Annotated in this window: 15 protein-coding genes and 1 other RNA gene; 7 read left to right on the top strand and 9 right to left on the bottom strand. The window is 71.2% G+C overall.

The window, feature by feature from the left end:
- Positions 1-2 precede the first annotated feature (2 nt).
- An RNA gene (gene ffs, locus VNS22_RS06720) (signal recognition particle sRNA small type) lies at positions 3-99 on the bottom strand.
- A 79-nt stretch (positions 100-178) separates the two neighbouring features.
- Here ffs and nudC point away from each other — a divergent pair.
- Together nudC and VNS22_RS06710 are read left to right on the top strand one after the other, a co-directional pair.
- Entirely contained in the window at positions 179-1072 is an 894-nt protein-coding gene (gene nudC / locus VNS22_RS06715; protein ID WP_325730861.1) for an NAD(+) diphosphatase, read from the top strand.
- A gap of 158 nt (positions 1073-1230) precedes the next feature.
- Entirely contained in the window at positions 1231-2367 is a 1137-nt protein-coding gene (locus VNS22_RS06710) for a tetratricopeptide repeat protein (RefSeq protein WP_325730859.1), read from the top strand.
- 22 nt (positions 2368-2389) lie between these two features.
- Here VNS22_RS06710 and purN read toward each other — a convergent pair whose 3' ends face one another.
- Complete coding sequence (purN, locus tag VNS22_RS06705; protein WP_325730857.1) at positions 2390-3037, bottom strand: phosphoribosylglycinamide formyltransferase; 648 nt, start codon at positions 3035-3037, stop codon at positions 2390-2392.
- Positions 3013-4149: a phosphoribosylformylglycinamidine cyclo-ligase gene (gene purM / locus VNS22_RS06700; RefSeq protein ID WP_325730855.1), complete on the bottom strand. Its 1137-nt coding sequence runs from the start codon at positions 4147-4149 to the stop codon at positions 3013-3015. Before purM ends, purN begins: the two co-directional genes overlap by 25 nt.
- Before the next feature lie 147 nt (positions 4150-4296).
- Here purM and VNS22_RS06695 point away from each other — a divergent pair, with 147 nt between their 5' ends.
- The 5 genes from VNS22_RS06695 to VNS22_RS06675 are packed head-to-tail and all read left to right on the top strand — an operon-like array spanning position 4297 to position 8644.
- The gene (locus VNS22_RS06695; protein WP_325730853.1) at positions 4297-5406 is read left to right on the top strand and encodes a DUF2066 domain-containing protein; all 1110 of its coding nucleotides are present in this window, start codon (positions 4297-4299) and stop codon (positions 5404-5406) included.
- Positions 5355-6002: a CDP-alcohol phosphatidyltransferase family protein gene (locus VNS22_RS06690; protein ID WP_325730851.1), complete on the top strand. Its 648-nt coding sequence runs from the start codon at positions 5355-5357 to the stop codon at positions 6000-6002. The genes VNS22_RS06695 and VNS22_RS06690 overlap by 52 nt, the downstream gene beginning before the upstream one ends.
- Before the next feature lie 13 nt (positions 6003-6015).
- Positions 6016-6744, top strand: a complete 729-nt coding sequence (locus tag VNS22_RS06685; RefSeq protein WP_325730849.1) for an HdaA/DnaA family protein — start codon at positions 6016-6018, stop codon at positions 6742-6744.
- Entirely contained in the window at positions 6744-7523 is a 780-nt protein-coding gene (locus tag VNS22_RS06680) for an SDR family oxidoreductase (protein ID WP_325730847.1), read from the top strand. The genes VNS22_RS06685 and VNS22_RS06680 overlap by 1 nt, the downstream gene beginning before the upstream one ends.
- A complete protein-coding gene (locus tag VNS22_RS06675; protein WP_325730845.1) occupies positions 7520-8644 on the top strand; it encodes an anhydro-N-acetylmuramic acid kinase in 1125 nt (374 codons plus the stop codon). The genes VNS22_RS06680 and VNS22_RS06675 overlap by 4 nt, the downstream gene beginning before the upstream one ends.
- Positions 8645-8657: 13 nt before the next feature.
- Here the strand turns inward: VNS22_RS06675 and VNS22_RS06670 are convergent, their stop codons facing one another.
- From VNS22_RS06670 to VNS22_RS06645, 6 genes are all read right to left on the bottom strand, one after another.
- A complete protein-coding gene (locus VNS22_RS06670; RefSeq protein ID WP_325730843.1) occupies positions 8658-9524 on the bottom strand; it encodes a formate/nitrite transporter family protein in 867 nt (288 codons plus the stop codon).
- Positions 9525-9656: 132 nt separating this feature from the next.
- A complete protein-coding gene (gene cobA, locus VNS22_RS06665) occupies positions 9657-10460 on the bottom strand; it encodes a uroporphyrinogen-III C-methyltransferase (RefSeq protein ID WP_325730841.1) in 804 nt (267 codons plus the stop codon).
- Positions 10457-11152: a histidine phosphatase family protein gene (locus VNS22_RS06660; RefSeq protein WP_325730839.1), complete on the bottom strand. Its 696-nt coding sequence runs from the start codon at positions 11150-11152 to the stop codon at positions 10457-10459. The genes cobA and VNS22_RS06660 overlap by 4 nt, the downstream gene beginning before the upstream one ends.
- Positions 11153-11295: 143 nt before the next feature.
- Positions 11296-12168 carry a DMT family transporter gene (locus VNS22_RS06655; RefSeq protein ID WP_325730837.1) on the bottom strand — a complete coding sequence of 291 codons (873 nt, stop codon included), beginning with the start codon at positions 12166-12168 and terminating at the stop codon, positions 11296-11298.
- Positions 12165-12911, bottom strand: a complete 747-nt coding sequence (locus tag VNS22_RS06650) for an ATP-binding cassette domain-containing protein (RefSeq protein ID WP_325730835.1) — start codon at positions 12909-12911, stop codon at positions 12165-12167. Before VNS22_RS06650 ends, VNS22_RS06655 begins: the two co-directional genes overlap by 4 nt.
- The gene (locus tag VNS22_RS06645; protein ID WP_325730833.1) at positions 12904-13932 is read right to left on the bottom strand and encodes an ABC transporter permease subunit; all 1029 of its coding nucleotides are present in this window, start codon (positions 13930-13932) and stop codon (positions 12904-12906) included. The genes VNS22_RS06650 and VNS22_RS06645 overlap by 8 nt, the downstream gene beginning before the upstream one ends.
- Between the last annotated feature and the right edge of the window lie 71 nt (positions 13933-14003).

Raw genomic sequence — 14003 nt, 5'->3', positions numbered from 1 at the left:
GAGGTGGAAGGCCGGACACGACCCGGACCGGAACTCGTTGCGGCTGCTTCCTTCCGGACCTGACCGATTTGGCGAGGAGCCCGTCCGCGCCGACCTTCCGAGACGCTATATCGACGCTCGGGCGCGCGCGTGCAAGATGGCAGCCGCCGAACAATCGGCTTCAAGGGAGATCGACCGCTTGCCCCGCCCGTTCCGACCGCCGCCGCATGTCTATTCCTCCGTGGGCTTCGACCGCGCCGCCGCCTATCGCAAGGACCTCGCCTGGCTCGCCAGCCGCCGGGCCGACCGGACCACGCGGGTGGTTCTGGCGCACGGGCTGAACCTCGCGATCCTGGAGGCCGAGGACGGCCCCCATGCCGGCTTCCTCACCGTGGCCGATCTCGGTCGCGAGCTCGACGAGAGTGCCCTGTTCCTGGGCGTGATCGACGGTGTCGCCTATTTCGCCGCCGAACTGGACGATCCGGTCCAGGCGACCTTGCCGCTGGTCGACCTGCGCAGCGTCGGGCCGGTGCTGCCGCCCCACGAGGCTGGGCTCCTGGCCTCGGCCAGGGCGCTGCTGCACTGGCACAGCACCCACCGGTTCTGCGGCAGCTGCGGGAGTGCGACCCTGCCGGCCCAGGGCGGCCATGCCCGGACCTGTCCCCAGTGCGGCCGCGAGCATTTCCCGCGCACCGACCCCGCCGTCATCGTGCTGGTCACCCATGGCGACCAGGCGCTGCTCGGCCGCTCGCCGCGCTTCCCGCCCGGCATGTACTCGACCCTGGCGGGCTTCGTGGAGCCGGGCGAGAGCCTGGAGCAGGCGGTGGAGCGGGAGATCGAGGAGGAGGCGGGTATCCGGCTGCGCACCATCCAGTACCGTTCCTCGCAGCCCTGGCCGTTTCCCCAGTCGCTGATGCTGGGCTTCCGTGCGGAGGCGGAAACCGCGCAGCTGCGGATCGACCAGGACGAGCTGGAGGACGCCTTGTGGATCCCGCGCCAGATCCTGGCCGATCCGGAACGCAGCCCGGTGCTCCTGCCGCGCGAGGACAGCATCGCCCGGTTCCTGATCGAGGAGTGGCTGGCGGAAGCCTGAGGACAAGCTCGGATCCGGCTCGGCCCGGATCTGGCTGGCCCCGGATCTGGCCGAGGTTGCGACAATCGATACCCGGATTTTTCCGGCGAAACTCGCCCCCGCGTGGTTGTCCTCCCTGCGACATGGTGGAAACTTCCGCCAAACTTTCGGAGGAACCCATGCGAATGCGGCTAGCCGCGCTGGTCGGCGCCGGCCTGCTGACCTTGTCGGCAACGGGCGCGTCTGCCCAGCTCAGCGATCAGGTGCGGGCGGGCGTGAACGCCTATGCAGCCGGCCGGTTTGCCGAGGCGGCGGATGCCTTTCGCACGGTGCTGGTTTCCGGCGAACTGGCGCCGGCCGACATTGCGGTCGCCCACAACAATCTGGGCGCCGCGCTGTCCCGGCTCGGCGACCAGGACGCCGCCATCGCGGAATATCGTAAGGCGGAGCGGCTGAACCCGGACACGCCCATGCTCCGGCGCAACCTGGTCTTCGCCTTCGTCCAGCGCGGCAATGCCCGTGCCGGGGCTGGCCAGCACGGGGAGGCGCAGGCCGATTTCGACCAGGCGCTCCTGATCTCGCCCGACGATGTCCGGGCGTTGCGCGGACGCGCGCAGCTACGCATGGCGGCCGGCGACCTGACCGGGGCGAGCACCGACCTGCGCCATGGCCTGCTGGTCGAGCCGGGCAATGCCGAGCTGGCGTCGATGCTCGAGGCGCTGGACGGAAGCTCGTCCGCCGGAGCACCTGCGGCCCCGGCCGATGGGGGCACGACGCCGGCAGCCGCACCCGCCGCACCGGCATCCGCCGGCGAACCCGTGTCCGCACCTGTCCAGGCAACGCCGGCCCTGCGCTCGGTCGTGGTGCCGATCACGCGGACAGGAGGGGAAGCGCCGCCATCCGCGGCACTCGATCCGGATCTGCCGGCGCAGGCAGCACCAGCGCCGTCCGGGCCCCAGGCAGCGCCTCCGGCCGCCGCGGAGCCCACAGCCCTCCCGGCCGGCCAGCGTGCGACCGCTTCTGCCGACATAGCACCGGCTCCGGCGACCATGCCCGCCCCGCCGCCCGAGCCCGTCGCCGCCGCAGAGTCACCCGCCGCGGAGCCTGCTGCCGATCAGGCCATGGGCGAGCGCTTCCGCGTGGTGGCCGCCGTGAGCGTCCGGGCCGGCCCGGGCACCCGGTTCGAGCGCCAGGGCGCGTTCAGCGGCGGCGAGATCGTGGTGGTCGACCAGCAGGAGGAGGGCTGGTACCGAGTGTCGCAGAACGACGAGCCGCAGGGCTGGGTGTTCCGCCGCTGGCTGACGCCGGTCAACTGACCGGCGGAGCGCCTGCGATCGCTCATCCGGCGCCGGCCAGGGTCGGATGGACGACGAGGCCGGGCTGGCCGGGTGCCAGCTCGACCGTCGCGTCGCCTACTCGTGCCCGGCCGGACGCGACCAGTTCCAGCGCCAGCGGATAGGCCTGGTGCTCGACCTCCAGGACCCGTGCTGCCAGCATGGCGGGATCGTCGCCGGGCAGCACCGGCACGACGCCTTGGACCACCACCGGCCCGTCGTCCAGCGCCGGGCGGACCACATGCACCGTGCAGCCATGGACGCGCACGCCCGCCGCCAGCGCCCGCTCATGGGTGTGCAGGCCCTTGAACGAGGGGAGGAGGGCCGGGTGAATGTTCAGCATCCGTCCACTCCAGGCCTGCACCAGCTCCGGCCCCAGGATGCGCATGAAGCCGGCCAGGCAGACGATCTCGGCGCCGCTCTCGGCCAGGGCCTGGCCGAGAGCCGCGTCGAACAGGGCGCGGCTGGCGAACGCCCGGTGCTCGATCACCCTGGTGGGGATGCCGGCCGCGGCCGCCCGCGCCAGGCCGCCCACGCCCGCGACATTGCTGATGACCTGGACGATCTCGTAGCTGCTGCCCGCCTGGCGATCGATCAGCGCCTGGAGGTTGGAGCCGCTGCCCGAGATCAGGACGGTGACGGGGCGGGCCATGCGCTCTCGGCGTGCTCGAAGACGACGGCCGGTACGCCCGCGGCGCGCGGAGCGATCCGGCCGATCCGGTGGACGGTCTCGCCTGCTTCCGTCAGGAGGCGGTGCAGCGCATCGGCCCGTTCTGGCGCCACCGCCAGCACCATGCCGATGCCGGCATTGAAGGTGCGGCGCAGGTCGGCCTGGGGCAGGCGGCCCTGCAGGGCCAGCCAGCGGAACACGCCGGGCAGCTCCCAGGCGGCCGTGTCCAGCACCGCCTGGGCACCCTCGGGCAGCACCCGCGGCAGGTTCTCCTCCAGCCCGCCGCCGGTGATGTGCGCCAGCGCCTTGACCCCGCCCGCCCGGATCGCCGCCAGGCAGCTCTGCACATAGATGCGGGTAGGCGTCAGCAGCGCGTCGCCCAGGCTCTGCTCCGGCGCGAACGGGGCAGGGGCCGCCAGGTCGGCGCCACTTTCCTCCAGCACCAGCCGCACCAGCGAGAAGCCGTTGCTGTGCACGCCCGACGAGGCCAGGCCCAGCAGCACGTCGCCAGCCTGGACATCCGGGCGGGGCAGCAAGGCGTCGCGCTCGACCGCACCCACGGCAAAGCCGGCCAGGTCGAAATGGCCGGGCGCGTACATCTGTGGCATCTCGGCGGTCTCGCCGCCGATCAGCGCGCAGCCCGCCTGCCGGCAGCCTTCCGCGATGCCCGCCACGATCCGGGTCCCGGCCTCGGCCTCCAGCCGGCCGGTCGCGAAATAATCGAGGAAGAACAGGGGCTCGGCCCCCTGGACCACCAGATCGTTCACGCACATGGCGACGAGATCGATGCCGATGCCCTCGACCTGCCCGGTCTTCGCTGCCAGCAGGATCTTGGTGCCGACCCCGTCGGTCGAGGAAACCAGGAGCGGGTCGCGATAGCCCGCCTCCTTCAGGTCGAACAACGCGCCGAACCCGCCGAGCGCACCGCTCGCACCTGGCCGCGCGGTGGCGCGGGTGAGCCCGTCGATGCGGCGGACCAGTTCGTTGCCGGCCTCGATGTCGACCCCGGCCTCCGCATACCTGCCGCCGGGCTGCGCCCCGGCCTGCCCGCCAGTCTGCCCCTTTGCCACCCGTTGCTCCTTGGCGTTGCGCATCAGGGCACCCCGGCCCAGCGTTGCCCCATGCGAGGATGCCGGCGGAGGCTTGCCAGCCCGCGGTTCCCGTGGTCCCTTCCGCCCGGCGCGACCACCGAAATCGGTGCGATGCGCTTTCCGCTCGTCCTCGCGTCGGGGTGATCTGCCATGGCCGCGCGCCGTCCGTCGATAGCGTTGCTGGTGCTGGGCGCGCTTCTCCTGCTGGGCCAGCCGGGCCAGGCCGCTGGCCAGGCCGTCCAGCAGCGCCAGTTCATCGAGCGCGACGTCCCCGTCCAGGCCGAGGCGGACGACGCGGTCCAGGCGCGCAGCCAGGCGTTGCAGGAAGGTCAGGTGGCGGCATTGCAGCGTCTGATGGCGCGGCTGTCCGGCCGCGACCCGGCGAGCCTGCCCGAGGTCGCGCCAGGGCAGATCGACCGCTACGTGCGCAGCTTCGAGATCCAGCAGGAGCAGGTAGGTGCACGCTCCTACTCGGCCCGCCTCACCGTGGATTTCCGCCAGGAGCCGGTCCAGGAACTCCTGAGCCGCAACGGCCTCTCCTATGCGCTGGTGCCGACCCTGCCGACCGTGGTGCTGGCCTATTCCCCGGGCGGCGACCCGTATTTGGACGGCGACCCCTGGCGCAGTGCGGTGCTGGAGGCCGCCGGCCAGTCGGTGGCGGTCGAGCCGATCCTCCCCTTGGGCGATGCGCAGGATCTGGCGGTCGGCGAGGCCCAGGCGCTGGCCGGCGATGCCGGGACGCTTCAGCCGATGGCCGAGCGCTATGGTGCCGATGCCGTGCTGGTGGCACATGCCGCACCTGCGACCGACGGCAGCCAGGGCCTGGTGGTGAGCGGGCAATATCTGGACCGCGACGGGCTGGTGCAGGCCGTCCCGGCGCTGGGCGTGCCGCCCGGGCCCGACGGGCAGGCCGACTATCCGGCGGCGGCCACGGCCCTGCTGGCGGCATTGGACCGGCAGATCGGCCAAGCCAGCGTGCGCAGCGACGCGGCAGTGGAATTGCTCTCCGCCAGCGTCCCGCTTGCCGACCTTTCCAGCTGGGTTCAAATAAGGCGCGCGCTTGCGGACACCCCGGAGATCCGCTCGACCAGGATCGAGCGGCTGACCCGCAGGGAGGCCAGGATCGTGCTCGGGTATGTGGGTAGTGTGGAAGGGTTGCAGGCCGCCTTGCAGCGGCGCGGCCTGGCACTGAGCCAGGAGATCGAAGGATGGCGGTTGGGGCGCGTGGGCGACCGGCCGATGTCGACCATCGGCGGGTGAGCGCCGCGCCGGACGGCAGGGCGGGCGGTGGGCGCCCCGCGTCCGACCTGAATCTCGCCAACCTGCTCTCGGCCCTGCGCATCGTCCTGGTCGTCCCGATCCTGCTCCTGCTGCTGGGGCGGGCCTATGGCTGGGCGGCTGCCTTGTTCGCCCTGGCCGCCCTGACCGATGCGCTGGACGGCCTGCTCGCCAGGCGGCTGGGGCTCGCCACCAGGCTGGGAGCCGTGCTGGACCCGCTGGCCGACAAGCTGCTGATGACCGGCGCGCTGCTGACGCTCACCTGGCAGGAACTGGTGCCGGTCTGGCTGGTGGCGCTGGTGCTGGCCAGGGACGTGCTGGTGGCAGTCGGCGCGCTGGCGCTGCAGATGGGTGTTTCCGGGTTCGCCGTGATGCCCTCGCTCCTGGGCAAGGCGGCCACCGCGGTCCAGCTGTCCTATGTCGGTGCCGTGCTGGTGGATGCCGCGGAGTTCCTCCCGATCATGAATCTGCTGGCGGCCTGGCTCCTGCCGCTCTTGGTGCTGCTCACGCTCGTCTCGGCCGCCGCCTACCTGGCCATGGCCCTGCGCCGGCTGCCCGGCCGTGCCGCACGCAGCTGATCCGGGGAGCCCCTTGACCCACTTTGCCCCGCACCAGCAGCTCGCCCTCGACCTGCCGCACACCGAGCGCAGCGAGGAGCAGGATTTCCTGCCGTCCTCGTCCAACGCGGCAGCGCTGGCGCATCTGAACCGCTGGCCGGACTGGCCCACGCCGGTGACGGTGCTGTTCGGCCCGGAAGGCTCGGGCAAGACCCATCTGGCCCGGATCTGGGCAGCCCGCGCCCATGCGGTCTGGCTGGAAAGTGCCGGCCCCTGGCTCCTGCCGCCCCGCGACCTGTTCCCCGCACCCGCCAGCTGCCTCGCCATCGACGAGGCCGATCTGGTCTGGGACGAGCAGGTCCTGTTCCATCTGTTCAACCTGGTGACCGAGCGGCGCGGCAGCCTGCTGCTGACCGCGACCCTGCCGCCGGCCGGCTGGCGCCTGGCGCTGCCGGACCTGCGCTCGCGCCTGGCGCTCGCCAGCCTGGTGGAGATCGGCCCGCCCGACGACGCGCTGCTGGCGGCCCTTTATGTCAAGCAGCTGGCCGACCGCGGCCTGCGGCCGGACAAGGGGGCGGTCGAGTGGCTGCTGGCGCATGGGCCGCGCAGCTTTGCCGCGGTGCGCCGGATCGTGGGCGAGCTGGACCGCGCTTCCTTGCGCGCCCGCCGCCCTGTCACGACTGTGCTGGCCCGCAGCGTCCTGGTGGACCTGGCGGGGCGGGGCGGCGAGGATGTCGCCGAACCAACGGAGGAGAATGGCTGATGGATCTCGGTATCGCTGGACGCCGGGCGATCGTGGGCGGCGCCAGCAAGGGGTTGGGTCACGCCTGCGCCGAAGCGCTGGCCGCCGCCGGGGTGCATCTCACCATCTGCGCGCGCGGCGAAGCCGACCTGAAGGCCGCGGCCGACGGCCTGGCCAAGAAGTACGGCGTCACCGTCACCCCGGTCGCGGTCGACGTGACCACCGCCGATGGCCGGGCCCGCCTGCTGGAGGCCTGCCCGGAGCCGGACATCCTGGTGACCAACACGGGTGGGCCGCCCATGGGCGACTGGCGCAGCTTTCCGGAGGAGGCCTGGCACCAGGCGGTGGACAGCGTGATGCTTACCCCGCTCATGCTGATCCGCGCCACGGTGGACGGCATGGCCGAGCGTGGCTTCGGCCGGATCGTCAACATCACCTCCTCGGTGGTGAAGTCGCCGCGCGCCGAACTGGCGCTGTCCTCGGCGGCACGCGCCGGCCTGACCTCGGCCCTGGCCGGGGTCTGCAAGGAATACGCCGCGCGCAACGTGACGGTGAATAGCCTGATGCCCGGGCCGTTCAAGACCGCGCGGCTGAACGACAACATGAGGGTCCGCGCCGAGCGCACCGGCACGCCGCTGGCCCAGATCGAGGCGGGTGCCGTGGCCGCCACGCCTGCCGGCCGCTTCGGCGACCCGGCCGAGCTCGGCGCCTTCTGCGCCTTCCTGTGCTCGGCTCATGCCGGCTTCTTCACCGGCCAGTCGCTGATGCTGGATGGTGGCGCCTATCCGGGGATGCTGTGAACCAGCTGGCTGCGACCGAGGTCGCGGCCAAGCCCGACCGGCTGGTGCTGGGCATGATGTCCGGCACCTCGATGGACGGGCTGGACCTGGCGCTGGTGCGGGTGAGCGCCGGACCGAAGCCCCGCCTCGCCACGCTGGCGCACCGCACCGTGCCCCAGCCTGACAGCCTGGCCCTGGTGCCGCGCCAGGTGCTGGCGCTGGACACGGCCGGGCTCGCCCGGCTGCACACGGCACTCGGCCGCTTCTACGCCGAGGCGGCCAGCGCTTTTTGCGGCGGGCTGGGTCTTTCCCCGGACCTGGTCGGGCTGCACGGCCAGACCGTCTACCACGAGCACGGCGTCACCACGCTCCAGTTGGGCGATCCCCATTTTCTGGCCGAAGCGCTGCACTGCCCGGTCGTGAGCGATTTCCGCTCCGCGGATGTGGCGCTCGGCGGCTCGGGCGCGCCCCTGGTGCCTTTCATCGACCAGCTGCTCCTGGCCGAGCCGGGCCATACCGTGGTGGCGCTCAACCTCGGCGGCATCGCCAACGTCACGATCCTTGCCGGCGACGGCAGCGTGACCGGCTTCGACACCGGCCCCGCCAACAGCCTCCTGGACGCCACGGTACGCGCGGCCACGCAGGGCCGCCTGACTCATGACGCCGACGGCGCCTGGGCCGCGCGCGGCCGGATCGACCAGGGCCTGCTCGCCGAGCTCCTGGCCCACCCGTTCTTCGCCATGCCGCCGCCGCGCTCGACCGGCCCGGAAGAATTCGGCGCCGCCATGGCCGAAAGGTTGCTGCATCGCTCGGGTCTCGCCGAGGCCGACCTGCTGGCCACGCTCACCGAGCTCACCGCACAGACCATCGCCCAGGCGATCGCCCGCCATGCCCCGGGTGCGGTCAAGATCGTGGCCAGCGGCGGTGGGGTCCGCAATGCCCATCTGATGGCGCGGTTGGACCAGGCATTGGGCGATGCCAGCCTCGTCACCTCGGCCGCGGCCGGAATCGATCCGGATGCCAAGGAAGCGATCGCCTTCGCGCTCCTGGCCTCCCTGCGCATCGACCGGATTCCGGCCAACCTGCCGGCCGTCACCGGCGCATCGCGGCCGGTCCTGCTCGGCCGCATCTGCGAGATGTGACCGGCCGGGCCCGCTATTCGGCTTCGATCTCGTCGCGCACCTGCCCATAGGCGAGCAGCGCGAACAGGGCGGAGCCACCGATCACGTTGCCGGCCAGCATCGGCAGGATCAGGCCGCCGATCCCGTGGCCGAACCCGATCTCGCCGTCCAGCAGGAGCAGGAACACCTCCATCGACCCGGCCACCACATGTGCCAGCTCGAACAGGGCGATGAGGTAGGTGAGCAGCAGGATGATGGCGCTGCGGCCGGTCTCGGCCGATGGCAGCATCCAGACCAGCGTCGCGATCATCCAGCCAGCCAGGATGCCGCGCCAGAAGGCCTGCCCAGGCGACAGCTCGGCGAGTTCCCGCGCGATCGCGGTCATCCCCTCCAGGATGTGCTCCGGCAGCAGGACGCCGGACAGGCAGGCGGCGGCGAACAGTGCCGTGCCCAGCATGTTGGCGAGGAACACCACGCTCCACAGCCGCGCCAGGGCCATGAGCTTGCGGCGGCTCGGCCGGTAGATCACCGGCAGCACCGCGGTCAGCGTGATCTCGGTGAACAGCTGCTGGCGCGACAGGATCACGATCAGGAAGCCCACCGCGTAGCCCAGGTTCTCGACCAGCGGGCGCCACGCCGTGTCGGGCAGCGCTATGTGCAGGGCACCCTCGGTAACCACGGAGAAGCCGATGGAGAGGCCGGCCGCCAGGCCCGACCACCACAGGCTGGCAGTCGGCCTGGCCAGTTCCTCGACGCCCTCGCGGCGGATGACCTCGTAGACGGCCAGCGGACGCAGCTTGCGATGCTCGTGGACATCCTGCTGCTCGTCCTCGGTCAGCGATCTGCCCTTGTGCTCGATCGCGGCCTCGACGGCGCCCTCGTCCGGTCTTGCGGTCTGCATGCCTGATCAGCTCCCGTCCGGACGGAGTCGCCCGATTCTGACGACTAAGGAGGTCTGACCAGGCCGAGGTTGCTTTGTCGTGATGCGACGACGCGGTTTTTCCGCAGGCAGTGCAAGGCGCGATCCCGGCCCTCAGTGATCCCGGCGCCCCCTGGCTTCCAGGCCGGTTGGGAGAAGTCGCGGCTCTTGCCGCTCGAACCAGGAGAGTTCCTGGCGGAGGCTCACCACCGAGCCCACGATCACGAGCACGGGTCCGTCCGGCGCCATCTCTGCCAGGAGATCCGGCAGCGAGGCGAGGGTGCCGCTGGCGACCCGCTGCTCCGGCAGCGTGCCGTTCTCGATCGCCGCCGCCGGCAGATGGGCCGGCAGCCCGTGACGGATCAGCCGCTCGCACAGCGCCCGGATCGGTTTCAGCCCCATATAGATCACGATGGTCTGCCGCGGCTGGCAGATCGCGGTCCAGTTCAGGTCCGGCTCGCCGTTCTTGGTATGGCCGGTGACGAACAGCACCGACTGCGCGTGGTCGCGGTGGGTCAGCGGGATGCCGGCATAGGCGCCAACGCCGTTCGCCGCGGACACGCCGGGCACCACCTCGAACGGAATGCCGGCTTCGACCAGGGCCTCCAGTTCCTCGCCGCCGCGGCCGAACACGAACGGGTCGCCGCCTTTCAGCCGCACGACCCGGCGGCCGGCCCGCGCCTGCTCGACCAGCACCCGGTTGATGTCGCCCTGCGGCAGGTGGTGGTGGTCGCGCCGCTTGCCGGCGAAGATCCGCTCCACGCCCTCGGGCACCAGGTCCAGCAGTTCCGGGGCGATCAGCCGGTCATGCACCACCACGTCGCAGTCCTGCAGGACACGCAGCGCCTTCAGTGTCAGGAGTTCGGGATCGCCCGGCCCCGCACCCACCAGATAGACTTTGCCCGCAGGCTCGCTCACGTCGTTCCCGATCCAGCTGCCGTGGCAGGTGGCGGCGCTGCCGCCAATTCGGTGCCGCGGCCGGGTTGCGGTGGGCTCCCTATCATGCCGGAGGAGGACACGGCCAGCGCTGGCCGGTCCGACTCGCCCGGATCGGGGTGCCGCAGGCTCACCGGCGACAGATGCGCCACTGTCAGCCGCAGCGCCGCGTCGGCCGTGCCGTGCTCCGCCCATGTCAGCAGCGCCCGGATCGGGCCGGCATGGCCGACATGGAGCACCCTGGCCCCGGCGAGCGCGCGGTCCAGGCGCTCGAATGCCGCCACGGCGCGGTCGAAGACCTGCTGGAAGCTCTCGCCACCCGGCGGCACCCGCCGGACCGGATCGTCCCAGAACGGCCAGTAGGCCGGATCGCCCTGCGCCAACCGGTCATAGGCCTGTTCCTCCCATCGCCCGAAATCCTGCTCGAGCAGATCGCGCTCGGTCCGCCGCAGGGGCACCTGCAACCCGGCCGCTTCCAGCCACGCCAGGGTCTCGCGGCTGCGCCGGGCAGGCGTAACCACCGCGACGTCGATCGCACCGATCTGCTCGATCAGTGCCGTGGCGTCGTCCGCGGCAGGAGGAAGGATCGCCCGGTCCGACCGGCCGACGAACCGCCCGAAGGGGCCCTCCGTCGGCGCATGCCGCAGGAGGCACCAGCCTTTGTTCGCCGTCATGGGAAGATGGAACCGGCCATGCTATCCTGTCCGATCTTGCCCGCGCGGCACCATGCGTCGGGATCAGGGCCAACGCGATTCAGAAAATTACCAAACGAACCCGAGACCAGCTAAATCGACAGCTATTTCAATGAGTTGCAGCCTCAGGTCACCCTGCTGCGGTTCACCAGGAACACGCCCAGCAAGACCAGCAGCCCCGCCAGCAGCAAGGCGGGACCGGCCGGTTCGCCGAGCGCCAGCACGGCGAGCGATGCGCCGACCACCGCGCCCACCGAGCCGATCTGGCTGAGATAGACCGGCCCCGCGATCTTCTGCAGGATGAAGTAGAGGGCATAGGTCGCAGTAAACACGGCGACCTGCGCCATCACCAGCAGCACGGCCAGCGGCTGGCCGAAGGTCGGCGCGCTGCCCGGCAGCAGCAGGAACGGGACCAGCAGGACCGCACCACCCAGCAGCATGCCGGGTGCCAGTGACAGGGCGCTAGCACCTTCCGGCCAGCGCAGGGTGCGGTAGATGTTGCCGGCCGCGATCACCAGCGGCCCTGCCAGGGCCATGGCCGCCCAGAAGGACGCGGCCGAACCGCCGCCGCTGCGGCCAAACGCCAGCACCAGGGCACCGACCAGGCCAGTGGCCACCCCGGCGGCGCGCACTGCCCGAGGCCGTTCCATGCGGAACAGGAGGGCCAGGAGATAGGTGGCGAGCGGCGGGAAGGCCAGGCAGAGTGCCACGAAGGCGGCACCCACATGCGGAATCGCCAGGAAGAACAGGGCATTGGGCAGGGCGATGCTGAGCAGGCCGGACCAGAGATAATAGGCCAGTTCCTGCCGGCCGAGCCCGGGCCGGTTGCCGGTGGCGGCCGCCAGGACCAGCAGCACGAAACCGGCACCCAGGGCCGAGCAGCACAAGAAGGCGAGGGCGGGCCAGCCCGCCTGGAGCGCCAGCTTCACGATGTTGGCGGTGAGCCCCAGCAGGCTGCCGACCACGACCAACAGGAGCAGAGGCCGGGAATCCCTCAACCGCCCACCATCATCTTCACCACCTCGTCGCCGTTGGTGGCGCCGATCGCCCGCTCGCCGGCATTGCGCCCCCGGCGCAGCACCAGGATCCGGTCGGACACGGCGAAGATGTCGTGGAGGTTGTGGCTGATGAAGATGATCGCGACGCCCTGGGCCTTGAGGCGCTGGATCAGCTCCATGACCTTGCGCTGCTCCGGCACGCCCAGCGCCGCGGTCGGCTCATCCATGATCAGGAGCTCGGCCTTCCAGTAGATCGCCCGGCCGATCGCCACCGCTTGGCGCTGGCCGCCCGAGAGGTTGCGCACCGGCTGGGTGAGCTTGCGGGTCTCGATGTCGATCTCGAGCTGCTCCAGGACCTTCTCGGACTCCCGGCGCATGGTCTCGCGGTCCAGCCGCGGCAGGAAGCCCAGGAACTTGGTGAACCGCTCGCGGCCGAGGAACACGTTGGCGCCGACGTCCAGATTGTCCGCGAGCGCTAGGTCCTGGTAGATCGTCTCGATCCCGGCGGCGCGCGCGTCCGAGGGCGTGGCGAAGTCGACCGGCCGGCCCTTGAAGCGGATCTCGCCCTCGTCGCGGCTGTGCACCCCGGCGATCGCCTTGATCAGGGTCGACTTGCCGGCCCCGTTGTCGCCGGCCAGCGCCAGCACCTCGCCGCGCGCCACGGTCAATCCGACGTCCGATAGGGCGGTGACGCCGCCAAAGCGCTTGGTCAGCCCGCTGATCTGGAGGAGTGGCTCACTCATCGCGCCGCCCCCCGCCGGTCAGCCGCTCGCGCGACTGGTCGATCAGCACCGAGACGATGATCACCACGCCGACCGCCACGAACTGCCAGAACGGCGCCACGTCGATGAACACCAGGCCGTACTGGATCACGGCGATGATGAAGGCGCCGATCACGGTGCCGACGATCGTGCCGGAGCCGCCGAACAGGGAGGCGCCGCCGATCACCACCGCGGCGATGCTGTCGAGCAGCAGGGGCTCGCCGCCCTGGGCGGCACCGGCGGAGAAGCGCGCGGTATAGACCACGCCCGCGATCCCGGCGCAGAAGGCCGAGAGCATGTAGAGCATGACGGTGTGCCGGGGCACGTTGATGCCGGCCCGAATCGCCGCTGGCTTGCTGCCGCCGATCGCATAGGTGTAGCGGCCGAACCGGCCCTCGCGCAGCACCCAATGCATCACCAGCACCACGATCGCGGTCAGGATCACCGGTACCGGGACCTGCAGGATCTTCGCGTTGCCCAGCTGGAACAGCCAGGGATTGTTGACCGGAACGGTGGTGCCGCTGGCGGTGAGGAAGCCCACGCCCCGGCAGACACCGTACATGCCGAGCGTGCCGATGAAGGCGGGGATCGCCAGCCGCGCGATCAGCGTGCCGCTGATGAAGCCCGGGACGACGCTCACCAGCAGGGCCGCCGCGATGCCGACCAGCAGCGACAGGCCGGGATGCAGCCCGGCCGTGGCCTGCATCACCGTCGCCATCACCACCGAGGCCAGGCCCATGACGAAGCCCACCGACAGGTCGATGCCGCCCGCGATGATCACCAGCGTTTGGCCCAGGGCCAGCAGGAGCGGCATGGAGGCCGCGAGTGCGATGCTCTGCAGGTTGTAGGGGTTCAGGACGAAGGTCGAGCCGTACTGGATACGGGCCCAGAACTCGAAGAACAGGACCAGCAGCAGGAGGAACAGCCAGGACCAGGCGATCGCCACGAAGGCGAGCAGCGGGTGGCGTTCGGCGGGCGCATTCGGCGCGGCGGCAGTGGCCAAGATCGGCAATCCAGTCGGAGGAATCGGGCCAGTCGCAGGCTCCGGGACGACGTGGCTCCCGGGGCGATCCG

The sequence above is a fragment of the Geminicoccus sp. genome (assembly GCF_035556675.1).
GTDB lineage: Bacteria > Pseudomonadota > Alphaproteobacteria > Geminicoccales > Geminicoccaceae > Geminicoccus.
This window is presented reverse-complemented; position numbering and strand designations above follow the sequence as displayed.

Excerpts from the sequence above, each read along its gene's own strand:
- VNS22_RS06710 (WP_325730859.1), top strand. The coding sequence starts at position 1,231 with ATGCGAATGCGGCTAGCCGCGCTGGTCGGCGCCGGCCTGCTGACCTTG.
- purN (WP_325730857.1), bottom strand. The coding sequence starts at position 3,037 with ATGGCCCGCCCCGTCACCGTCCTGATCTCGGGCAGCGGCTCCAACCTC.
- purM (WP_325730855.1), bottom strand. The coding sequence starts at position 4,149 with ATGCGCAACGCCAAGGAGCAACGGGTGGCAAAGGGGCAGACTGGCGGG.
- VNS22_RS06695 (WP_325730853.1), top strand. The coding sequence starts at position 4,297 with ATGGCCGCGCGCCGTCCGTCGATAGCGTTGCTGGTGCTGGGCGCGCTT.
- VNS22_RS06690 (WP_325730851.1), top strand. The coding sequence starts at position 5,355 with ATGGCGGTTGGGGCGCGTGGGCGACCGGCCGATGTCGACCATCGGCGG.
- VNS22_RS06680 (WP_325730847.1), top strand. The coding sequence starts at position 6,744 with ATGGATCTCGGTATCGCTGGACGCCGGGCGATCGTGGGCGGCGCCAGC.
- VNS22_RS06670 (WP_325730843.1), bottom strand. The coding sequence starts at position 9,524 with ATGCAGACCGCAAGACCGGACGAGGGCGCCGTCGAGGCCGCGATCGAG.
- VNS22_RS06660 (WP_325730839.1), bottom strand. The coding sequence starts at position 11,152 with ATGACGGCGAACAAAGGCTGGTGCCTCCTGCGGCATGCGCCGACGGAG.
- VNS22_RS06650 (WP_325730835.1), bottom strand. The coding sequence starts at position 12,911 with ATGAGTGAGCCACTCCTCCAGATCAGCGGGCTGACCAAGCGCTTTGGC.